20 protein-coding genes are annotated in these 20,775 nt (G+C 66.6%); 18 read left to right on the top strand and 2 right to left on the bottom strand.

All coding sequences use genetic code 11. The features are described from left to right. The first annotated feature begins 3 nt into the window (after positions 1 to 3). Entirely contained in the window at positions 4 to 1,104 is a 1,101-nt protein-coding gene (gene zapE, locus ACAM55_RS13200; protein ID WP_369652010.1) for a cell division protein ZapE, read from the top strand. Continuing rightward, positions 1,101 to 1,766, top strand: coding sequence for a hypothetical protein (locus ACAM55_RS13195; protein ID WP_369652009.1), 666 nt, complete (start codon positions 1,101 to 1,103; stop codon positions 1,764 to 1,766). Before zapE ends, ACAM55_RS13195 begins: the two co-directional genes overlap by 4 nt. Positions 1,767 to 1,804: 38 nt before the next feature. Here the strand turns inward: ACAM55_RS13195 and ACAM55_RS13190 are convergent, their stop codons facing one another. Further along, positions 1,805 to 2,575 carry a PP2C family serine/threonine-protein phosphatase gene (locus ACAM55_RS13190; protein WP_369652008.1) on the bottom strand — a complete coding sequence of 257 codons (771 nt, stop codon included), beginning with the start codon at positions 2,573 to 2,575 and terminating at the stop codon, positions 1,805 to 1,807. A 106-nt stretch (positions 2,576 to 2,681) separates the two neighbouring features. Here ACAM55_RS13190 and ACAM55_RS13185 point away from each other — a divergent pair, with 106 nt between their 5' ends. After that, positions 2,682 to 2,885 carry a YdcH family protein gene (locus ACAM55_RS13185; RefSeq protein ID WP_093011020.1) on the top strand — a complete coding sequence of 68 codons (204 nt, stop codon included), beginning with the start codon at positions 2,682 to 2,684 and terminating at the stop codon, positions 2,883 to 2,885. Further along, the gene (locus ACAM55_RS13180) at positions 2,882 to 4,939 is read left to right on the top strand and encodes an ATP-dependent DNA helicase (RefSeq protein ID WP_369652007.1); all 2,058 of its coding nucleotides are present in this window, start codon (positions 2,882 to 2,884) and stop codon (positions 4,937 to 4,939) included. Before ACAM55_RS13185 ends, ACAM55_RS13180 begins: the two co-directional genes overlap by 4 nt. 80 nt (positions 4,940 to 5,019) lie before the next feature. Here ACAM55_RS13180 and ACAM55_RS13175 read toward each other — a convergent pair whose 3' ends face one another. After that, positions 5,020 to 5,826 carry an outer membrane protein assembly factor BamD gene (locus ACAM55_RS13175; protein ID WP_369652006.1) on the bottom strand — a complete coding sequence of 269 codons (807 nt, stop codon included), beginning with the start codon at positions 5,824 to 5,826 and terminating at the stop codon, positions 5,020 to 5,022. 56 nt (positions 5,827 to 5,882) lie between these two features. Here ACAM55_RS13175 and ACAM55_RS13170 point away from each other — a divergent pair, with 56 nt between their 5' ends. From ACAM55_RS13170 to hflX, 14 genes are all read left to right on the top strand, one after another. Further along, entirely contained in the window at positions 5,883 to 6,866 is a 984-nt protein-coding gene (locus ACAM55_RS13170) for an RluA family pseudouridine synthase (RefSeq protein WP_369656391.1), read from the top strand. A 134-nt stretch (positions 6,867 to 7,000) separates the two neighbouring features. Further along, complete coding sequence (scpB, locus tag ACAM55_RS13165; protein WP_369652005.1) at positions 7,001 to 7,843, top strand: SMC-Scp complex subunit ScpB; 843 nt, start codon at positions 7,001 to 7,003, stop codon at positions 7,841 to 7,843. Next, positions 7,840 to 9,624 carry a pseudouridine synthase gene (locus ACAM55_RS13160; RefSeq protein ID WP_369652004.1) on the top strand — a complete coding sequence of 595 codons (1,785 nt, stop codon included), beginning with the start codon at positions 7,840 to 7,842 and terminating at the stop codon, positions 9,622 to 9,624. The genes scpB and ACAM55_RS13160 overlap by 4 nt, the downstream gene beginning before the upstream one ends. Before the next feature lie 151 nt (positions 9,625 to 9,775). Further along, a complete protein-coding gene (ndk, locus tag ACAM55_RS13155) occupies positions 9,776 to 10,201 on the top strand; it encodes a nucleoside-diphosphate kinase (protein ID WP_093011005.1) in 426 nt (141 codons plus the stop codon). Between the two features lie 21 nt (positions 10,202 to 10,222). Continuing rightward, complete coding sequence (gene rlmN, locus ACAM55_RS13150) at positions 10,223 to 11,386, top strand: 23S rRNA (adenine(2503)-C(2))-methyltransferase RlmN (protein WP_369652003.1); 1,164 nt, start codon at positions 10,223 to 10,225, stop codon at positions 11,384 to 11,386. Positions 11,387 to 11,390: 4 nt separating this feature from the next. Further along, positions 11,391 to 12,245, top strand: a complete 855-nt coding sequence (pilW, locus tag ACAM55_RS13145) for a type IV pilus biogenesis/stability protein PilW (RefSeq protein ID WP_369652002.1) — start codon at positions 11,391 to 11,393, stop codon at positions 12,243 to 12,245. Continuing rightward, positions 12,238 to 13,227 (top strand): helix-turn-helix domain-containing protein, encoded by a 990-nt coding sequence (locus ACAM55_RS13140; RefSeq protein ID WP_369652001.1) that lies wholly within the window; start codon positions 12,238 to 12,240, stop codon positions 13,225 to 13,227. Before pilW ends, ACAM55_RS13140 begins: the two co-directional genes overlap by 8 nt. After that, positions 13,224 to 14,501, top strand: coding sequence for a flavodoxin-dependent (E)-4-hydroxy-3-methylbut-2-enyl-diphosphate synthase (gene ispG, locus ACAM55_RS13135; RefSeq protein WP_369652000.1), 1,278 nt, complete (start codon positions 13,224 to 13,226; stop codon positions 14,499 to 14,501). The genes ACAM55_RS13140 and ispG overlap by 4 nt, the downstream gene beginning before the upstream one ends. A 14-nt stretch (positions 14,502 to 14,515) precedes the next feature. Further along, a complete protein-coding gene (gene hisS, locus ACAM55_RS13130) occupies positions 14,516 to 15,826 on the top strand; it encodes a histidine--tRNA ligase (RefSeq protein WP_369651999.1) in 1,311 nt (436 codons plus the stop codon). A gap of 5 nt (positions 15,827 to 15,831) precedes the next feature. Continuing rightward, the gene (locus ACAM55_RS13125) at positions 15,832 to 16,524 is read left to right on the top strand and encodes a YfgM family protein (protein WP_369651998.1); all 693 of its coding nucleotides are present in this window, start codon (positions 15,832 to 15,834) and stop codon (positions 16,522 to 16,524) included. A 7-nt stretch (positions 16,525 to 16,531) separates the two neighbouring features. Further along, entirely contained in the window at positions 16,532 to 17,674 is a 1,143-nt protein-coding gene (gene bamB / locus ACAM55_RS13120) for an outer membrane protein assembly factor BamB (protein ID WP_369651997.1), read from the top strand. Between the two features lie 51 nt (positions 17,675 to 17,725). Further along, on the top strand, positions 17,726 to 19,072 hold the full coding sequence (gene der / locus ACAM55_RS13115; protein ID WP_369651996.1) for a ribosome biogenesis GTPase Der: 1,347 nt from the start codon (positions 17,726 to 17,728) through the stop codon (positions 19,070 to 19,072). A gap of 163 nt (positions 19,073 to 19,235) precedes the next feature. Further along, on the top strand, positions 19,236 to 19,481 hold the full coding sequence (gene hfq / locus ACAM55_RS13110; protein ID WP_012747311.1) for an RNA chaperone Hfq: 246 nt from the start codon (positions 19,236 to 19,238) through the stop codon (positions 19,479 to 19,481). A 52-nt stretch (positions 19,482 to 19,533) separates the two neighbouring features. Further along, positions 19,534 to 20,703: a GTPase HflX gene (gene hflX / locus ACAM55_RS13105; protein WP_369651995.1), complete on the top strand. Its 1,170-nt coding sequence runs from the start codon at positions 19,534 to 19,536 to the stop codon at positions 20,701 to 20,703. Positions 20,704 to 20,775 lie beyond the last annotated feature (72 nt).

Raw genomic sequence — 20,775 nt, 5'->3', positions numbered from 1 at the left:
CCTTTGACCAGCGTTAAAGAGGCCTATGAGGCGGAACTCGCTGTGCGCGGGTTCCAGAGCGATCCTGCGCAGCTGCGTGCCGTCGAGGCGCTGGATCGCTGCGCGCGGGAGTGGGCCGGCTACAAGGCCCAGCGCTCCAACGCGCTGAAGAAATTCATCAACCGGCCCGAGCTGCCGCGCGGCGTCTACATGTACGGTGGCGTCGGGCGGGGCAAGAGCTTCCTGATGGACCTGTTCTTCAACGCGGTGCCGCTGCGGCGCAAGACGCGCCTGCACTTTCACGAGTTCATGCGCGAGGTGCACCGCGAACTGCGCGAACTGCAGGGCACGGTCAATCCGCTCGACGAGCTGGGGCTGCGGATCTCGAAGCGCTACAAGCTGATCTGCTTCGACGAGTTCCATGTGGCGGACATCACCGACGCGATGATTCTTCATCGCTTGCTGGTGGCGCTGTTCGAGAACGGCGTGGGCTTTGTCACCACGTCCAATTTCAGGCCCGACGACCTGTATCCCGGCGGGCTGCATCGAGACCGTATCCTGCCTGCGATCGCGCTCCTCAACGAGAAGCTCGAAGTGCTCAGCGTGGACAACGGCACCGACTACCGGCGCCGCACGCTCGAGCAATTGCGCATGTACCTCACGCCGAACGACGCCGCGGCCGAAAAAGAAATGCGCAAGGCCTTCGACAAGTTGGCCGAGACGGCGGACGAAAACCCGATCCTGCACATCGAGGCGCGTGAAATCCGCGCCCGGCGCAAGGCCGGCGGCGTGGTCTGGTTCGACTTCAAGACGCTCTGCGGCGGGCCGCGCTCGCAGAACGACTATCTGGAGATCGCCAGCCAGTTCCACACCGTGCTGTTGTCCGACGTGCCGCACATGCCGGTTCGCATGGCTTCTGAAGCACGCCGCTTCACCTGGCTGGTCGACGTCTTGTACGACCGGCGCGTGAAGCTCATCATGTCGGCCGAGGTGCCGCCGGAGGCGTTGTACACCGAGGGGCCGCTTGCGCACGAGTTCCCGCGCACGGTGTCCAGGCTCACGGAAATGCAATCGAGCGAGTTTCTTTCCCTCGAACGCCGGATCGTCGACACTCGACTGACATGAAAAATATCGTTCTCGCCGTGCTGATGACATTGGGCAGCCTGCCATCATGGGCGCAGTCCACCGCGGCCGCGGGCAATGCCAACTTCGACGCCGAACGCAGCAGGCTGACGGCCGAACGCGCAGCCATCGACACGCGCTTCGAAAAGGAGCGCGCCGCCTGCTACCAGAAGTTCGCGGTCGAAGATTGCCTGCGCGACAGCCGCAGGCGCCGTCGCGCGGAGACCGATCACATCAAGCGGCAGGAAACTGCCATCAATGACATCGAGCGCCAGCGGCGCGGCGCGGCCGAGCTCGAAAAGCTCGATCAGAAGGCCGCCACGCGGCGCCCGCAGGATACGCCCGAGAAGCAGGACGAGTCTCGCCAGGCCCAGAAAGATCGCGAGCAGCGCGCGGCCGACCATGCGGCGAGCCGCGCCGCCACCGCGGCCGAGGCGGACGAACGCCGGCGCCAGCTGGAGGAAAAGCAGAAAGCGCACGCCGACAACCAGGCCAAGGCCGCGCAGAAGCGCACCGAAGCGCCTGCGGCCGTCGAACGCTTCCAGAGCAAGCAGCAAAAGGCGGCCGAGCACCGCGCCAGCCGCGAGCGGCAGAACGCCGAACGCACCAAGCCGCGCGGAGCACCCTTGCCGCCGGCATCGCCGGCGTCGGCACCCGCCCGCTGAAGCTCACGGAGCCCCTGGCGGAGGGGCGCCAGCGTTGTTCAGGCTTGTGCCGGCAGCGCCTCGAACTTCACTACCGCAATGGAGATGTTGTCGCCCGTGCCGCGGGCGCGGCGGCGCGCTTCTCCCACCAGGATTTCCACCGCGTCGCGGGGCGGCTCTGCGTACAGGACGCTGGCGAGCTCGTCAGGGGTGAAGTAGTGCCAGAGCCCGTCGCTGCAGGCCATCAGCAGGTCGCCCGGCTGCATCATCGGAATGTAGTGGGGCTCGATGGGGGGCGGCATCGTGGTCATGCCGAGGCAGCCGAGCAGGATGTTGCCCTTGGGATGGACATTGGCCTCGGCCTCGGTGATTTCGCCGCGATCGATCAGCACCTGCACATAGGAGTGGTCGCGCGTGCGCGTGACGAGCTGGCCGTCGTGGAAGTGATAGATGCGGGAGTCGCCGGCATGAATCCAGGCGCAATCGCCCTTGGGGTTCATCAGGAAGGCCGCCAGCGTGCTGTGCGGTTCCTGCTCGCTTGACAGGGCCGTGAGCTTGATGACCGTGTGCGCATCTTCCAGCAGCTGCTGCAGCACCGCCGTGGAACTGTCGCGCTCGGGGCTGTAGCGGGAGAACAGCTGGCGCGCCGTCATCAGCACCTGGTCGGAGGCCTTGCGCCCGCCGCTGCGGCCGCCCATGCCGTCGGCAACGACGCAGAGCATGCAGCCGGGCACGCGCGGATGGCTCATCATCAGGACCTGGTCCTGCTGATAGGGGCGATCTCCCTTGTGGAGTCCGGTGGCGGCGGCAAGTCGAAAGCCTTGGGTCATGAGCGCAAATGCGCCAGCGGCGCGCTTTCTATCTTCTCGGGAGGTCGAACCAGGACGTATTATCGAGTGAACACGAGCTGCGGCGGAATACGTCGCATCGCCAACGTTGGACTCCAATCTCCATTCCCTTTCCCGCCAATTGATCGAGCTGCGCATCGAGCATGCCGACCTCGACGCCACCATCGACCGCCTGGCCGAGGCTTCGCCGCAAGACGAACTGCTGCTGCGGCGCTTGAAAAAACGCCGCCTTGCGCTGCGCGACCAGATCGCGCGGCTCGAGAACGTGCTCGATCCAAGAGAGCCCGCGTGACCGAAACACTCGAGGACAAGGTGCGCGACGCCTTCGCGCAGGGAGGCGTCCTGTCCCGCGCGGCCGAGCAGTTCCGCGAGCGTGCGGGACAAACCGAGATGGCGCTGGCCGTTGCCCGCACCATCGAAGAGGGCGGCGTGCTGGTGGTCGAGGCCGGCACCGGCGTCGGCAAGACCTTTTCGTACCTCGTGCCGGCCTTGCTGAGCGGCGAGCGCGTGCTGTTGTCCACGGCCACCAAGACCCTGCAGGACCAATTGTTCGGCCGCGACCTGCCGCGCCTGGTCGAGGCGCTCGAGCTGCCGGTGCGCACGGCGCTGCTCAAGGGCCGCGCGAGCTATCTGTGCCTGCACCGGCTCGACCTGGCGCGCCACGATGCCTCGCTGCCCGAGCGGGGCAGCTTGCGGACGCTCGCCAAGATCGAGCAATGGTCCAAGGCCACCCGGACCGGCGACCTGGCCGAGCTGCCGGGACTGGATGAGCGCTCGCCGCTCATTCCCCTCATCACTTCCACGCGCGAGAACTGCCTTGGCGCGCAGTGCCCGCAGTTCAAGCCCTGCCACGTCAACCTGGCGCGGCGCGAGGCGCTGGCCGCCGACGTGGTGGTCATCAACCACCACCTGTTTTTCGCGGATCTCGCGGTACGCGAAACGGGCATGGCGGAGCTGCTTCCCACGGTGAACGTGGTGGTCTTCGACGAGGCCCATCAGCTCAACGAAACCGGCGTGCAGTTCTTGGGCGCGCAACTCGGCAGCGGACAGGCGCTCGATTTCGCGCGCGACCTGCTCGGCGCGGGCTTGCAGCATGCGCGCGGGCTGGTCGACTGGCAGCAACTGGTGGCGGGCGTCGAGCGCGCCGCGCGCGAGCTGCGGCTTGCGGTCGGCAAGCAGTGGCCCGGGACCAAGCTGCGCTGGGTGGGGCCCGCGCCCGAGGGTATCGACCCGCACATCTGGCAGGGGGCGCTCGACGCCCTGCAGCATGCGTTCGAGATGGCGGCGGAAGGGCTCGACACGGTCAGCGAGATCTCGCCGGATTTCGTGCGCCTGCACGAGCGGGCGCAGCAACTCGCCAAGCGTGCGGCGCGTTTCGCGCTGCCCTGCGAGGTGGAGTCCGTGCGCTGGGTCGACGTGGGGACGCAGCTGCGCCTCGTCGAATCGCCGCTCGACATCGCCGAGGCCATGCGCAAGCGCGTGCTCAAGATCGATCGGGACGATCAAAATGCCTACGGCGAAGAGGAAGACAGCCGTGCGGCGCCGGAAGACAGCGGCCGCGCCTGGGTCTTCACCTCCGCCACGCTGGGCGACGAACCCACGCTGCGCTGGTTCACCGAGCCGTGCGGGCTGGGCGATGCCGAGGTGTTGCGGGTGCACAGCCCCTTCGACTATGCCGCGCAGGCCGGGCTCTACGTGCCGCGCGCCTTTCCCAAGCCCAACGATGCCGCACACAGCGTGCGCGTGGCACAACTGGCCGCGCGTGGCGCTGCCGAACTGGGTGGCCGCACGCTGGTGCTGACGACCACGCTGCGTGCGTTGCGCGCCATCGGCGACGAGATGAAGCAGCAGTTCGAGCGGCTCGAGGCGGAGGTGCGCCCCGAGGTGCTGGTCCAGGGCGAACTGCCCAAGCGCGTACTCATGGACCGCTTCCGCGAAGGCGCGGACGCGGGGCGTGCCGGCTGCGTGCTGGTCGCCTCCGCATCGTTCTGGGAAGGCTTCGATGCACCGGGCGATGCGCTGCAGCTGGTGGTGATCGACAAGCTGCCGTTCCCTCCGCCCAACGACCCATTGGTCGAGGCGCGCTCGCAGCGCCTCGAAGCCCAGGGGCGCAGTTCGTTCAGCGACTATTCGCTGCCCGAGGCGGCCGTGGCGCTGAAGCAGGGGGCAGGGCGGCTGATTCGCCGCGAAACGGACTGCGGGGTGCTTGCGATCTGCGATACCCGCCTGGTTGCCATGGGCTACGGCCGGCGGCTGCTGGCCGCGCTGCCGCCGATGCGGCGGCTGGAGAGCGAAGCGGATTTCGAGGCGGCCATCGGCGAATTGAAGAATTCGCTCTCGGCCTGAAGCAGGGCCGCGGGGTCAGCGCCGCGCGCCTGAATTGAGACGAAGAAAAAGCCCCGAAGGGCTTTGTTCTTTTTACCGGATTACCAGACCTTCCACCACGGATCGTCCTTGCCCTTGAAGCCGCGCGCCAGGTATTCGCTCTGCGGGTAGTTGGTGGTCAGCACGCGCTGGGCGTCGTCCCGCAGGTCCTTCATGCCGAGCGCATCGTAGGAGCGGACGATGATGTACAGGGCCTCTTCGAGTGCGGGCACTTCGCGATAGTCGGACAGCGCAAGCTGTGCCCGGTTGATGGCCGCGAGGTAGGCGCCGCGCGAGTAGTAGTAGCGCGCCACGTGCACTTCGTACTGGGCGAGCGAGTTCACGATGTAGTTCATGCGCTGGCGCGCGTCGGGCGTGTAGCGCGACTCGGGGAAGCGCGTTACCAGCTCCTTGAACGATTCGAACGATTCCTTGGCGGCCTTCTGGTCGCGCTCGGACAGATCCTGGCGCGTCAGGAATGCGAACATGCCCAGGTCGTCGTTGAAGTTGATCACGCCCTTGAGGTAGAGCGCGTAATCGAGCGCCGGACTGGCCGGGTGCAGCTTCAGGAAGCGATCGATGGTCGCAATGGCATTGGCCTTTTCGCCCGACTTGTACTGGGCGTAGGCCTTTTCGAGCTGGGCTTGCTGCGCGAGCGGCGTGCCTGCGGCGCGGCCTTCGAGCTTTTCGTACAGCGGCACGGCCTTGTCGTAGGCGCCGGAACCGGCTTCGTCCTTGGCTTCCGCGTAGATGCGGTTGGGGCTCCAGTTCGCGGTCTTGTCGACGCTGGTGGAGGAGCAGCCGGCTGCAAGCAGCGCTACCGCGCTGAGCGCGATCCAGGCGGGGACCGATAATTTGGCGCGAAACATCACATACGGCTTTCGTGAAACAGTTGCCCTCAATTATATCGACCGACCCCCTGGACATTGCCCCTGACACGGCCGAGGTCGATGAGGGCGCTGACCCGGTCGAGCCCAGCGAACTGCGGCCCTTCGTCATCGGCGAGGCCGAGCACGGCCTGCGGCTGGACCGCGCGCTGGCTGCGCTGGTGCCGGAATTTTCTCGCAACTATCTGCAACAGCTGATCGAAGCCGCCGCCGTGGAACTGCAGGGGCGCACGGTGCTCAAGGCTTCCGCCACTGTGCGTGCCGGCCAGGCCGGGCGCATCGAACTGCGGCCGACACCCCAGAGCCAGGCCTTCCGGCCGGAAGCCATGGACATCGTCACGGTGCACGAGGACGAGCACCTGCGCATCGTCGACAAGCCGGCCGGCCTGGTGGTGCATCCGGCCCCGGGGCACTGGAGCGGCACGCTGCTGAACGGCCTGCTGGCGCTCGACCCCAAGGCTTCGCTGCTGCCGCGCGCGGGCATCGTGCACCGGCTCGACCGCGACACGAGCGGGCTGATGGTCGTGGCGCGGACCCGGGCCGCCATGGATGCCATGGTGGCGCTGATCGCGGCGCGCGAGGTCAAGCGCCAGTACCTCGCGATCGGGCACAAACCCTGGGTCGGCGCCGCAGCTCGCCAGGTGGACGCGCCCATCGGCCGGGATCCGCGCAACCGTTTGCGCATGGCCGTGGTCGATCTGGAGCGCCATGCGGGCAAGACGGCGCGCACGCTCATCGAGCGGCTGGACAGCAATGCCGGGGGCTGTGCCGTGCGGTGCACCCTCGAAACCGGCCGAACCCACCAGATCCGCGTGCACATGGCGTCGATCGGGCATCCGCTGGTTGGCGACGCCCTCTACGGAGGGGCGCCGGCCGCGGGGTTGGAGCGGCAGGCGCTGCATGCGTTCAGGCTTGCGTTCGTGCATCCCGTCACGCAGGCGCCGATGGAGTTTCGCTCACATCCGCCCGCCGATCTCGTTCATGCGTTGCAGGTCTGGGGGCTGGATTACAATCGCGCCTGACGGCCCGAGGGCCGCGCCGGCCACCCCGATGCCGGCCTTGCGTTGCACTCGCCGCGTGCCGGCAGCGCCTTCTTCCATCCTTCATCCTTCTGAACAAGCGTCCCTGAGACGCCTTTTCCCGGATAACGCGAACCATGAATACGGCGGATGCCAAGCGCATTCTCGAAACCGCCTTGATCTGTTCGAGCCAGCCGCTGCCGGTGCGCGACATGCGCGTGCTGTTTGACGACGAGCTGGGTGCGGACACCATCAAGGTGCTGTTGCTTGAATTGCAGGAAGACTGGGCGCAACGCGGCCTGGAGCTGGTGAACGTCGCCAGCGGCTGGCGCTTTCAGAGCCGGCCCGAAATGCGCGACCACCTCGATCGCCTGCATCCCGAGAAGCCTCCACGCTATACGCGTGCCGCCCTCGAAACGCTGGCCATCATTGCCTACCGCCAGCCGGTCACGCGCGGCGACATGGAAGACATTCGCGGCGTCACCATCAATTCCCTCATCCTGAAGCAGCTCGAAGACCGCGGCTGGGTCGAGGTGATCGGCCACCGCGAAACCGTCGGCCGGCCCGCGCTCTATGCCACCACGCGCCAGTTTCTGGACGATCTCGGCCTGGGATCCCTCGACCAGCTGCCGCTGATCGAGACACCGGCGCAGCAGGCAGCGCTCGTCGATGCGCTCGACCAGGCCTCGGGCAATCAGCCGGGGCTGCCGATGGAAGTTTCCGGCGACTCCGATGCCGATGCTTCCGCCATGACGCAAGCGGGCCTGGATGCAGACACCGAACTTGCCTTGCCGCCCGCTGAAGTGGCCGAAGCCGTCGAGGCTGCCGCTGCGCAATTCGCCGAGGATGCGGCTTCCATCGAAGAGCCCGCAGAAATCCCGGCCGTCCCGGAAGTCGAGCTTCCTGCCGAACTCGAATCCGAAGTCCCGTCGTCCGACGAGACCGATCCCCACGCTGTTTCTCCCGGAAAAAACCAATGAGCTCCTCCGACATCGACGACGCGGCCATCGTGCCGGTCCCGCCCGAAGCCGAGAAAAAAGAAGCGGGGACGAGGGAAGCGTCCGGCCAGTCTTCGGATGCTGCTGGGGATGCCCCATCGGCGGCAGCCGGCGAGGGCGAAGCTCCCAAGAAGCGGCGTCCGCGCCGGAAGAAGGTTGCAGAGCAGGCCGTCGAGGGCGAAGCCGAGGCTGTCGAGGCTGTGACGGCGGCAGCCCCGGCTGCTGCTCCGGTCTCCGAGGCTCCAATCGAGGTTGCCGCCACCGCTGTAGCCGCAGGGCGTCAGGAGCGCCAGGAGCGCCAGGAGCCCCGTGCGGAAGAGGCTGCCCGCGGCAGCGGCCATGACGACGACGAAGAAGAGGAAGAAGAGCCCGACGAGGAAGAGGACGACCTCGACCGCGCGCGCCGGGCCGCCGAACGCGAGCAGCGCAATGCGCCGCCGCCCGAGCCCATCCGCTTCGCGGACGTCATCTCTGGCCAGTTCGATGCCGATGAGGAAAGCCCCGAGGTCCCGCCGCTCAAGCGGGTGCTGCTGCCCGAAGCCGATTCGCCTAAGCTGCACAAGGTGCTGGCGCAAGCGGGCCTGGGCTCGCGTCTCGAGATGGAGCAGTTGATTCTTCAGGGCCGCATCTCGGTCAACAACGAACCGGCCCACATCGGCCAGCGTATCCAGTACGGCGACCAGGTCAAGATCAACGGCAAGCCGATCCGCTACCGCATTGCGCCGCCTCCGCCGCGCGTCATCGCGTACCACAAGCCCGTCGGCGAAGTCGTCACGCACGACGACCCGCAGAACCGGCCCACCGTGTTCCGCAAGCTGCCGCGCCTGCAGCAGGGCAAGTGGCAATCGGTCGGCCGGCTCGACCTGAACACCGAAGGCCTGTTGCTGTTCAGCAGCTCCGGCGACCTGGCCAATCAGTTGATGCACCCCCGCTTCGGCCTGGAGCGCGAATACGCGGTGCGCGTGCTGGGCGCGCTCGATGCCGAGGAGAAAAAGCGCTTGCTCGAAGGCGTCCGGCTCGACGACGGCATGGCCCAGTTCGGCACCATCGAAGAGGGCGGCGGCGAGGGCTCCAACCACTGGTACCGCGTCACCATCTCCGAAGGCCGCAACCGCGAAGTGCGGCGCCTGTTCGAATCGGTAGGCCATGCGGTGAGCCGCCTGATCCGCATCCGCTACGGTGCCATGGTGCTGCCGCGCGGACTGAAGCGCGGCGCCTGGATGGAGCTGGACGAGCGCGACATCAACGCGCTGTTCCAGGCATCGGGCGGCGGCGCACCGCGTCCCCAGCAGCAGCAACGCGGCCCGGGTGGACAGGATGGCGCGGGCGGCGGCCGGAACGGCCGCAACAAGAAGCGGCGCGGCAATCGCAATGCCGGCGGCGGCCAGCCGCCGCGCGATGAAGGCCGCGACGCACCCATACCAAATCCGCTGGGCGACGGCCGGCCGCCGCGCGGCGAGCGCGGAGGGCGCGCCAACCGGGGCGGTGGCGGCGGCGGCGGGGGCAACGCAGGCCTGCCGCCCCAAGGACGCCGCGGCAACAACAACAACCGCGGCAACCGCCAGGGCGAAGAGCGTCCGCCAAGCGGCGCGAACCAACCCGATCCGATGAAGACCTCGCTCGGTTACATCGGCGCGGACAGTTTTTCGCGCCAGCGCAAGGAACAGCGCCAGGGACCGGGGCGCCGCGGCGGCGGCCCGTCGGGCGGCGGCTTCGGCGGCGGTGGCGGCGGACCAGGCGGAAATCGGCGCCGCGGACGCTGAAAGCCAGCAGTCCAGCGCAGCCTTTCGCGGGGTTTTCACCAATCCCGGGGGCTGCGCCGGTTAAAATCAGAGGCTTTGTCGACGCACGACGCAACAAATTCGTCGCAGTTGTGACAAAACACTTCAAAATCAAAGCTCAGGAAGCACTTCAATGGCTATCGAACGTACCCTCTCCATCATCAAGCCCGACGCCGTCGCCAAGAACGTCATCGGCAAGATCGTTTCCCGCTTCGAAGCTGCCGGCCTCAAGATCGTCGCCGCCAAGCTGGTGCATCTGTCGCGCAACGAAGCCGAGCAGTTCTACTCGGTTCACAAGGAACGTCCCTTCTTCAAGGACCTGGTCGAGTTCATGATCTCCGGCCCCGTGTTCGTGCAGGTGCTCGAAGGCGAGAACGCCATCGCCAAGAACCGCGACCTGATGGGCGCCACGGACCCCAAGAAGGCGGCTCCCGGCACCATCCGCGCCGACTTCGCCGACAGCATCGACGCCAACGCCGTGCACGGCTCGGACGCTGCCGAAACCGCAGCGAACGAAGTGGCCTTCTTCTTCGCCGGCCTCAACGTCTACGCGCGCTGAAGCCGCATCCCGGCTGATTTCATGACCACGGCCAACCTGCTCGAATTCGATCTCGAGGGGCTGGCTGCGTTCTGCGAAAAGCTCGGCGAGAAGCGGTTCCGCGCCACGCAGCTGTTTCGCTGGATCCACCAGCGTGGCGCCAGCGACTTCGCCCAGATGACCGATCTGGCCAAGTCGCTGCGCGAAAAGCTCGCCACCACCGCTCGCGTCGAGGCCCTTGCGGTCCTCACGCAGCACGAATCCAAGGACGGCACGATCAAGTGGCTGTTCGACGTCGGCGACGGCAATGCCGTCGAAGCCGTATTCATTCCCGAAGACGACCGCGGCACGCTGTGCGTGTCGTCTCAAGCTGGCTGCGCGGTCGGTTGCCGCTTTTGCTCCACGGGGCATCAGGGCTTCAGCCGCAACCTGAGCACGGGCGAGATCGTCGCCCAGCTGTGGTTTGCCGAGCACTTCCTGCGCAAGCACCTGAAGCGCAGTCCAGACAAGGATGGGCGCGTCATCTCCAACGTGGTGATGATGGGCATGGGCGAGCCGCTGCAGAACTACAGTGCGCTGGTGCCCGCGCTGCGCACCATGCTCGACGACAACGCCTACGGCCTCTCGCGCCGCCGCGTCACGGTGTCGACCTCCGGCGTGGTGCCGATGATCGACCGCCTGGGCACCGACTGCCCCGTGGCCTTGGCGGTGTCGCTGCATGCACCCAACGATGCGCTGCGCGACGACCTCGTGCCGCTCAACCGCAAGTATCCGATCGCCGAATTGATCGAGGCCTGCAAGCGCTACCTGGCGCATGCGCCGCGCGACTTCATCACCTTCGAGTACTGCATGCTCGACGGCGTCAACGACCAGCCCGAGCACGCGCGGCAGCTGGTGGAACTCGTCCGCGCCCATGGCATCTCGTGCAAGTTCAACCTGATCCCATTCAACCCGTTTCCGGCCTCGGGCCTCCTGCGTTCGCCGCAGCCGCGCGTGCTGGCATTCGCCAAGACGCTGAGCGAGGCGGGCCTGGTGACCACCGTGCGCAAGACGCGCGGTGACGACATCGATGCCGCCTGCGGACAGCTGGCCGGCGATGTCAAGGACCGTACCCGCGCGGCCGAGCGCATGGCCCAGCGCCGTGTCGTTTCGGAGCGCCCTGTTGTTTTGCATCCGGTTCGCAAGACCGTCCCCCAGGAGCATTGACCCAATGAGCATGGCCTTTCCGATGGCGACCGCGAGCGCACAGCGGCTGCTGGCCGCAAGCGTTGCCGGTGTCGCCGTGGCGTTTCTGCTCGCAGGCTGCGTCAACACGCGCACCACCACCACCAGCCTGGCCGATACCAGCTCGGGCAAGGGCGCCGAGATCGTCACCGAATCCGACGAGAGCAGCCGGCAGCGGCGTGCGCGCTTGCGCATGGAGCTGGCCTCGGGCTACTTCGAACACGGCCAGACCACCGTCGCGCTCGACGAGATCAAGCAGGCGTTGGCCGCCGACCCCAACAACGCGGATGCCTACAACCTGCGCGGCCTCGTCTACATGCGGCTCGAGGATGCCGGCATGGCCGAAGACAGCTTCCGCCGCGCCATTGCCATCAGCCCGCGCGATCCCAATGTGCGGCACAACTACGGCTGGCTGCTGTGCCAGCAGAACCGTTTTGGCGATGCGGCCCAGCAGTTCACCGAAGCGCTCGCCGTGCCCAGCTACACCGACCGCTCCAAGACGCTCATGACCCAGGGCGTCTGCCAGCTCAGGGCTGGGCAGCGGGCGGAGGCTGAGCGCAGCCTCATGCAGGCCTACGAGATCGATGCCGGCAATCCGGTGGTCGGACTCAACCTGGCTTCGTTGCTGGCGCAGCGCGAGGAGTGGCAGCGAGCGCAGTTCTACATCCGCCGCGTTAACAACAGTCCTTCGGCCAATGCCGAAACGCTCTGGCTTGGCGTCAAGATCGAACGACGGCTCAACAACCGCGAAGCTGTGGCGCAGCTGGGAGGGCAACTGCAACGGCGCTTCCCGCAATCCCGGGAGGCAATAGCGTACGAGCGCGGGAATTTCAATGACTGAACGGGTTTCGGAGTTCGGCACTTCCGCGGCACTGCCGCTCGAGGAAGGCGACATCACGCACAAGACGGCCGGCGAGATACTTCGCGAGGCACGCGAGGCCCACGGGCTGCACATCGAAATGGTGGCCGCGGCCCTGAAGGTGCCGCCGCAAAAACTCATGGCGCTGGAGGCGGACGACATCGGCTCGCTGCCCGACCCGGTCTTTGCCCGGGCCCTGGCAAGCAGCGTCTGCCGCGCCCTGCGCATCGATCCCGCTCCCGTGCTGGCCAAGCTGCCGGGGGCGCAGCGCGCGCCGCTGGCGACGGCCGACCGCACGCTCAAAGGCAACATCGTTTCGGGCAAGCCGAGCTGGAACGGCGGCCGCTCCAGCGGACTTCCGTCGCGTCCGCTGTTGATGGTGGTTGCGCTGCTTCTGCTCGGCGCGGCCGTGCTGTTCTGGCTGCCTCAATCGGTCTTCGACCAGGTCGGCGCCTCCGTGTCGCGGTGGACCACGCGCAGCGAGGGCGATACAAGCTCGGTGGCCGCGGCGCCCGCGGTCGCGCCGGCGCCAGGCGGGTCGGCCGTGGTCGTCGAAAACGCGCCGGTCACGCCCGTGGCCCCTGCAACGCCCGCGACGTCCGCGACAGCTGCCGCACCCGCGGCCACCACGGCTCCCTCGGCGGCCTTGCCCGCGGCCGGCACGAGCGCTGCCGCCGCGTCGGCAGCGCCCACGTCGGCCACCGCTGCCGCTGCGGGCGGCAACCAGCCGCTTGTCTTCGTTGCGCGCGAAGAATGCTGGGTCACGGTCACGGAAGCCGGCGGCAAGCAGCTGCTGCGCCGCAGCCTGAAGGCTGGCGAAACACTCGGTTTGTCGGGCGCACTGCCGCTGTCGGTGGTGGTGGGCCGGGCCTCGGCGGTCGATGTGCAGGTGCGCGGAAAGCCCTACGATCTGAAGCCTGTCACGCGCGGCGGCGGCGTGGCGCGTTTTGAGGTGACATCGTGACCAACTGCACTGCGCAACCCATCGAATCGGCGGCGCCCAAGGCGCGCCGCTCGCGCCAGGCCCAGGTGGTCTGGGGCGCGCGCACCGTCACGGTCGGCGGCGACGCGCCGGTGCGCGTGCAGTCCATGACCAACACCGACACCGTCGATGCCATCGGCACGGCCATCCAGGTGAAGGAGCTCGCCACTGCGGGTTCGGAGATGGTGCGCATCACCGTGAACACGCCGGAAGCCGCGGCCCAGGTGCCCTACATCCGCGAGCAGCTCGACCGCATGGGCATCGACGTGCCGCTGATCGGCGACTTTCATTACAACGGCCACCGGCTGCTCACCGACTATCCGGCCTGTGCCGAGGCGCTCAGCAAGTACCGCATCAATCCCGGCAACGTGGGCAAGGGCGACAAGCGCGACCGCCAGTTCGGCCAGATGATCGATGCGGCCATGCGCTGGAACAAGCCGGTGCGTATCGGCGTCAACTGGGGCAGCCTCGACCAGGAGCTGCTTGCCAGCCTGATGGACATCAACAGCCAGCGTGCCGAACCCTGGGACGCCAAGCAGGTGATGTACGAGGCGCTGATCACCTCGGCCATCGAATCCGCCAAGCTGGCCGAGTCGATGGGCATGGCCGGCAACCAGGTCATCCTGTCGTGCAAGGTGAGCGGCGTGCAAGACCTGATCTCGGTGTATCGCGAGCTCGCCAAGCGCTGCGACTATCCGCTGCACCTCGGCCTCACCGAAGCCGGCATGGGCACCAAGGGCACGGTGGCGTCGGCCACGGCGCTTTCCATCCTGCTGCAGGAGGGCATCGGCGACACGATTCGCGTATCGCTCACCCCGCAGCCGGGCGAGTCGCGCACGCAAGAGGTGCTGATCGCCAACGAGATTCTCCAGGCACTGGGCCTGCGCGTCTTCGTGCCGAGCGTCACGGCCTGCCCGGGCTGCGGCCGCACCACGAGCACCACTTTCCAGGAACTCGCCAAGCAGATCGACGACTACCTGCGCATGCAGATGCCGGTCTGGCGCAAGAAATATCCAGGCGTCGAGACGATGAAGGTGGCCGTCATGGGCTGCATCGTCAACGGCCCCGGCGAGAGCAAGCATGCCGACATCGGCATCAGCCTGCCCGGCACCGGCGAGGCGCCGGCCGCGCCGGTCTTCATCGACGGCGAAAAGGCCCTCACGCTGCGCGGCGACAATATCGCCAACGAGTTTCACCAGCTCGTCGAAAACTACATCGAAAAGCGCTTTGGCGGCGAACACGCTGCCCTGGCCTGAACCTCCGCAGACTCATGGCTGAAAAACTGAATGCCGTCAAAGGCATGAACGACATATTGCCGCCCGAATCGGCGCGCTGGGAGTGGCTCGAGGCCACGGTGCGCGACCTGATGGGCCGCTTTGCATATCGCAACGTGCGCACGCCCATCCTGGAGCACACGGCGCTGTTCGTGCGCGGCATCGGCGAGGTGACCGACATCGTCGAGAAGGAGATGTACTCCTTCCAGGACCGCTCCGACAAATATGGCGACAACGACCACCTGACGCTGCGGCCCGAGAACACCGCCGGCCTCGTGCGCGCGGTGATCGAGCACAACATGCTGTACGACGGTGGCAAGCGCCTCTGGTACACCGGCCCGATGTTCCGGCGCGAGAAGCCGCAGCGCGGGCGCTTTCGCCAGTTTCACCAGATCGGTGCCGAGGCACTCGGCTTTGCCGGTCCCGACGTCGACGCCGAACTGATCCTGCTGGCCAACGCACTCTGGAAGGCCATCGGGCTGACCGACGTTCGCCTGGAACTCAACAGCCTGGGGCAACCCGCCGAGCGCGCGCTGCACCGCGCCCAGCTCATTGCCCACTTCGAGAAGCACGCCGACAAGCTCGACGAGGACGGCAAGCGCCGCCTCCACAGCAATCCGCTGCGCATTCTCGACACCAAGAATCCGGCGATGAAGGAGGTGGTCGAGTCCGCCCCCCGGCTGATCGACTTTCTGGGTGCCGAATCGCTGGCCCACTTCGATGGCCTCAAGGCCATCCTCGATGCCAACGGCGTGGCCTACACCATCAACCCGCGGCTGGTGCGCGGCCTCGACTACTACAACCTCAGCGTGTTCGAGTTCGTCACCGATCGCCTGGGCTCGCAGGGCACGGTGTGCGCCGGCGGACGCTACGACGACCTCATCGCGCAGATCGGCGGCAAACCGGCGCCGGCGGTGGGTTGGGCCATCGGCGTCGAGCGCGTGCTCGACCTGATGAAAGAGCAGGGCGCCGCCATTGCAGCGCCAGTGCCCGACGTCTATGCCGTGGTGCCCGATGCGGCGGCCATGCCGGTCGTGCTGCGTGCCTTGCAGCAGTTGCGCGATGCCGGTGTCCGCGTGCAGATGCATGCGGCCACGGTCGACGGCATGGGAAGCTTCAAGTCCCAGTTCAAGAAAGCCGACGCCAGCGGCGCCACCTACGCGCTGATTTTCGGCGCCGATGAACTTGCGCGCGGCGAAGTGACTCTCAAGTCGTTGCGCGACGGCAGCGGCGCGCAAACCTCCCGGCCGCTCGCCGAAGTGGCCACCTGGGCTGCCACCCTACAATCGCCGGCTCCCAACATCTGACACGCATGGCAACCAACCTCGATCTCGACGAACAGGAACAGCTCGACCAGCTCAAGCATTTCTGGAACACCTACGGCACCCTGATCACCTGGGTGGTGCTGCTCGTGGCCGGTGCCTTCGTGGCCTGGAACGGCTGGCAGTACTTCCAGCGCAACAAGGCGGCGCAGGCCGCTGCGCTCTACGACGAGGTCGAACGCAGCACGCAGTCCGGCGACGTGGAACGCATCCAGCGCGTGCTGGGCGACATGAAGGAGCGCTTTGCCGGTACGGCCTATGCGCAGCAAGCCGGTTTGCTGGCCGCCAAGACGCTGTACGAAAAGGGCAATCTCGAAGCCTCGCGCGCAGCCCTCGGCTGGGTGGCGCAAAGCGCCGTCGACCCCGGCTACCAGGCGGTTGCCAAGCTGCGGCTCGCGGCCGAGCTGCTGGACAGCAAGTCCTACGACGAAGCGCTCAAGCAGCTGTCGGGCAACGTGCCCAAGGAATTCGAACCGCTGGTGGCCGACCGCAAGGGCGACATCTTGATGGCCCAGGGCAAGCGCGATGAAGCCCAGGCCGAATACCGCAAGGCCTGGACTGGCCTTGGCGCGACGTCCGATTACCGCCGGCTGGTGGAATTCAAGCTCAATGCGGCCGGCGTCGACCCGAAGAGCCTGGCGCCCGTGATCACCGTCACGCCAGCAGCCCCCAAAACTTCCTGATCGCAATATGAATTTCAAGCGTCTCATGCCTGAATCGACCGCCCTGCGTGCGGGCTCGGCCATTCTGCTGGCAGCAATGCTGGCCGCCTGCTCCGGCACCAGCAAGCCCAAGCCGGCCGAACTGCCTGCCAACCCTGCGTTGTTTGGCGTGCGCCAGGCGTGGAGCGTGCGCATTCCGGCCGTGAGCTTCCCGCTCGCCGCCGACGTCAGCGGCGACATCGTCACCGTCGCCGGTACCGACGGCACCGTGGTCGCCATCGACGCCCGTGCCGGGCGCGAAACCTGGCGCGCCAATGCAGGCGCCACGCTGGCGGCGGGCGTCGGCAGCGACGGCTCGCTGGCCGCGGTCGTCACCACCAACAACGAACTGGTGGCCATCGAAGGTGGCAAGGTCCTGTGGAAGCAGCGGCTCTCGGCCCAGGCCTTCACCGCACCGCTGGTGGCCGGCCGGCGCGTCTTCGTGCAGACCGCCGACCGCAGCATCAGCGCCTGGGACGGCCAGAGCGGCCGACGCCTGTGGCTGCAGCAGCGCACCGCCGAGAACCTGGTGCTGAAGAAGTCGGGTGTCCTGATTGCGGTGGGCGATACGCTGGTGTCGGGCATCGGCGGCCGCCTGGTCGGCCTCAACCCTGCCAACGGCACCTCCCGCTGGGAAGCGCCGATTTCGGCACCGCGCGGCACCAACGACGTGGAGCGCCTGGTCGATCTGACGGGCAGTGTGAGCCGTGTCGGCGACACCGTGTGCGCACGGGCCTACTACGCCAATGTCGGCTGCGTCGACACCGCGCGCGGCCAGCTGCTCTGGAGCAAGCCTGCCGTGGGCGCGGAGGGCGTCAGCGGCAATGAAAGCTTTGTCTACGGCACCGAAAGCGACGGCAGCGTCACGGCCTGGCGCCGTGGCGATGGCGAGCGCGTCTGGCAATCGACCCGCTTCAAGAACCGCGTCCTGACCGGGCCGCTGGCCGTGGGCCGATCGCTGGTCATCGGCGAAAACACGGGTACGCTGCACTTCGTTTCGCGCGAAGACGGCGCGCTGCTCAACCGCGTCACGCCCGACGGCTCTGCCATCGGCGTCACTCCGGTCATGGCCGGCAATACGGTTGTCGTTGTGACTGCGAACGGCGGTGTGTTTGGCTATCGCCCTGAATAACTTTATCTTGCAAGGCCCGACCATGAAAACCGCGCCCATGAAAGGCCGGCCATGAAGCCGGTCGTGGCACTGGTCGGGCGTCCGAACGTCGGCAAGTCGACCCTGTTCAACCGCCTGACGCAGACGCGCGACGCCATCGTTGCCGACTTTGCCGGGCTCACGCGCGACCGCCATTACGGCAACGGCCGTCTGGGCAAGCACGAATTTATCGTGATCGACACCGGCGGCTTCGAGCCCGATGCCGGCAGCGGCATCTACAAGGAAATGGCCAAGCAGACGCGCCAGGCCGTGGCCGAGGCCGATGTGGTGATCTTCGTGGTCGATGCCCGCGAGGGCCTTTCTGCGCAGGACCACGACATTGCCAACGAGCTGCGCCGGCTGGGCAAGCCCTGCGTGCTGGCGGCCAACAAGGCCGAAGGCATGCACGACGGCACCAAGCTGGTCGACTTTTACGAGCTCGGCTTTGGCGACGTGCATGGCGTATCCGCGGCGCACGGGCAGGGCATGCGCGATCTGGTCGAACTGGCGCTCGCTCCGCTGAACCTGCCCGATCCCGACGACGAGACGGGCGAAGACGACGACGTCAACAAGCCGATCAAGCTGGCGGTGGCCGGCCGGCCCAACGTGGGCAAGTCCACCCTGATCAACACCTGGCTCGGCGAAGAACGCCTGGTGGCCTTCGACTTGCCGGGCACCACACGCGACGCCATCTCGGTGCCGTTCGAGCGCAACGGCCAGCGCTTCGAACTCATCGACACGGCCGGCCTGCGCCGCAAGGGCAAGGTGTTCGAGGCGATCGAGAAGTTCTCGGTGGTCAAGACGCTGCAGGCCATCGAGTCGGCCAACGTCGTGTTGCTGCTGCTCGATGCCACGCAGGGCGTGACCGACCAGGACGCGCACATTGCCGGCTACATCCTCGAGAGTGGACGGGCGGTGGTGATTGCCATCAACAAGTGGGACGCGGTCGACAGCTATCAGCGCGAGCAGATCCAGCGCCAGATCGAAACCCGCCTGCCGTTCCTCAAGTTCGCGTCGCTGCACTTCATTTCGGCCATCAAGCGTCAGGGCCTCGGCCCGGTGTGGCAGGCCATCGCTCAGGCCCACAAGTCGGCCACCCGAAAGATGTCGACGCCCGTGCTGACCCGGCTTTTGCTGGAAGCCGTGCAGTTCCAGTCGCCCAAGCGCGCGGGGATGTTCCGGCCCAAGCTGCGCTACGCGCACCAGGGCGGCATGAATCCGCCCGTGATCATCATCCACGGCAATTCGCTGGAGCATGTCACCGAGGCCTACAAGCGCTTTCTCGAGGGGCGCTTCCGCAAGGAGTTCGATCTGGTGGGCACGCCCTTGCGCATCCAGTTCAAAAGCTCGCAAAATCCGTTTGCGGACAAGGACGAATAACGGGCTTGGCAGCTGATGGCTGCCAATGAGCTACGGCTTGGCCGGAAGTTCCGTCTTTTGAGAACCGTTATTTTTCAAAGGCTTTTGGCCCCGATTGCTGCGACGCAGAAACCCTGTGTTAAGGTCATCTCTCCAACAACTACTCTTGAACACGGAGAATATCGTGAGCAATAAAGGGCAACTTCTACAAGACCCGTTTCTGAACACCCTGCGTCGCGAGCATGTGCCGGTTTCCATTTACCTGGTGAACGGTATCAAGCTGCAGGGCCAGATCGAGTCTTTCGACCAGTACGTCGTGTTGCTTCGCAATACGGTGACGCAAATGGTCTACAAGCACGCCATTTCCACTATCGTGCCGGGCCGTGCCGTCAACTTCTCGGCTGCCGAGAACGACGACGCCGCAGCCTGATCGCGCGGAGCGCGGCGGCAACCCCGCCGCGCTTTTTCCATATTGATCCCGCTTGTCTGAACTGAACTCCCGCCAGGAAGGCGCCGCCGTTCTCGTCGGCGTCGATTTCGGGCTGCCCCATTTCGACAGCGAACTCGAGGAACTCGGCCTGCTTGCGCAGACCGCGGGCCTGGAACCTGTCGCGCGCCTCATATGCAAACGCAAGGCGCCCGATGCGGCGCTCTTCGTTGGAAGCGGCAAGGCCGATGAAATCAAGGAGCTGGCCGCGCTGCACCAAGCCAGCGAAGTCATCTTCGACCAGTCGCTGAGCCCGGCGCAGCAGCGCAATCTCGAGCGCCAGCTCGACGTGGCGGTGTACGACCGCACGTTTCTCATTCTCGAAATATTCGCGCAGCGTGCGCGCTCCCATGAAGGCAAGCTGCAGGTCGAGCTTGCCCGGCTGCAGTACCTGAGCACGCGCCTGGTTCGCCGCTGGTCCCACCTGGAGCGCCAGACAGGCGGTGCGGGCGTGCGCGGCGGTCCGGGTGAAAAGCAGATCGAGCTCGACCGCCGGATGATCAGCGAATCTATCAAGCGCACGCGCGAGCGCCTGGCCAAGGTGCAGAAGCAGCGCGGCACGCAGCGCCGTCAGCGCGAGCGCCGCGAGACCTTCAATATCTCGCTCGTCGGCTATACCAATGCGGGCAAGTCGTCGCTGTTCAATGCGCTGGTCAAGGCCCGCGCCTATGCGGCCGACCAGCTCTTTGCCACGCTCGACACCACCACGCGCAACCTCTACCTGGGCGATGCGCGCCGGCAAGTCTCTATCTCCGACACCGTCGGCTTCATTCGCGACCTGCCGCACGGGCTGGTCGATGCATTCAAGGCCACGCTGCAAGAGGCCGTCGATGCCGACCTGCTGCTGCACGTGGTGGATGCCTCCAATCCGCATTTCCCCGAGCAGATGGCCGAGGTGCAGTCCGTGCTCCGCGACATCGGCGCGGACACCGTTCCGCAGCTTCTGGTGTTCAACAAGCTCGACGCACTTGAAACTGGGCAGCATCCGCTGCATCTGCAGGACGACATGGAAATCGACGGCGTGCGGGTCCCGCGTATCTTCCTCAGCGCCCGCAGCGGCGAGGGCGTGCCCTTGCTGCGCGCCGAGCTTGCCCGTCGGTCGGGCTCCGTGGGCGATACGATGACCCCAGAGGCCGACACTGAATTGCACGATACCGCCAATTGATTGGGCACAATCCCGCCACTGACAAGAGAACGAAGCGAATGAATGCAAAGCCAGCGTGGAGAGGGTTTCTGG

Origin of the sequence: Variovorax sp. V213, assembly GCF_041154455.1 — a bacterium.
Taxonomy (GTDB): Bacteria; Pseudomonadota; Gammaproteobacteria; order Burkholderiales; family Burkholderiaceae_C; genus Variovorax.
Note: the sequence above shows the minus strand (reverse complement) of the source record. Positions and strands in the feature narration are given on the sequence as shown.

Bases quoted from the DNA above. Each gene is read 5' to 3' on its own strand.
- ndk (WP_093011005.1), top strand. From the start codon at position 9,776: ATGGCTATCGAACGTACCCTCTCCATCATCAAGCCCGACGCCGTCGCC.
- ACAM55_RS13195 (WP_369652009.1), top strand. From the start codon at position 1,101: ATGAAAAATATCGTTCTCGCCGTGCTGATGACATTGGGCAGCCTGCCA.
- scpB (WP_369652005.1), top strand. From the start codon at position 7,001: ATGAATACGGCGGATGCCAAGCGCATTCTCGAAACCGCCTTGATCTGT.
- der (WP_369651996.1), top strand. From the start codon at position 17,726: ATGAAGCCGGTCGTGGCACTGGTCGGGCGTCCGAACGTCGGCAAGTCG.
- ACAM55_RS13160 (WP_369652004.1), top strand. From the start codon at position 7,840: ATGAGCTCCTCCGACATCGACGACGCGGCCATCGTGCCGGTCCCGCCC.
- ACAM55_RS13175 (WP_369652006.1), bottom strand. From the start codon at position 5,826: ATGTTTCGCGCCAAATTATCGGTCCCCGCCTGGATCGCGCTCAGCGCG.
- hisS (WP_369651999.1), top strand. From the start codon at position 14,516: ATGGCTGAAAAACTGAATGCCGTCAAAGGCATGAACGACATATTGCCG.
- ACAM55_RS13140 (WP_369652001.1), top strand. From the start codon at position 12,238: ATGACTGAACGGGTTTCGGAGTTCGGCACTTCCGCGGCACTGCCGCTC.
- bamB (WP_369651997.1), top strand. From the start codon at position 16,532: ATGAATTTCAAGCGTCTCATGCCTGAATCGACCGCCCTGCGTGCGGGC.
- rlmN (WP_369652003.1), top strand. From the start codon at position 10,223: ATGACCACGGCCAACCTGCTCGAATTCGATCTCGAGGGGCTGGCTGCG.
- pilW (WP_369652002.1), top strand. From the start codon at position 11,391: ATGAGCATGGCCTTTCCGATGGCGACCGCGAGCGCACAGCGGCTGCTG.
- ACAM55_RS13190 (WP_369652008.1), bottom strand. From the start codon at position 2,575: ATGACCCAAGGCTTTCGACTTGCCGCCGCCACCGGACTCCACAAGGGA.
- ACAM55_RS13125 (WP_369651998.1), top strand. From the start codon at position 15,832: ATGGCAACCAACCTCGATCTCGACGAACAGGAACAGCTCGACCAGCTC.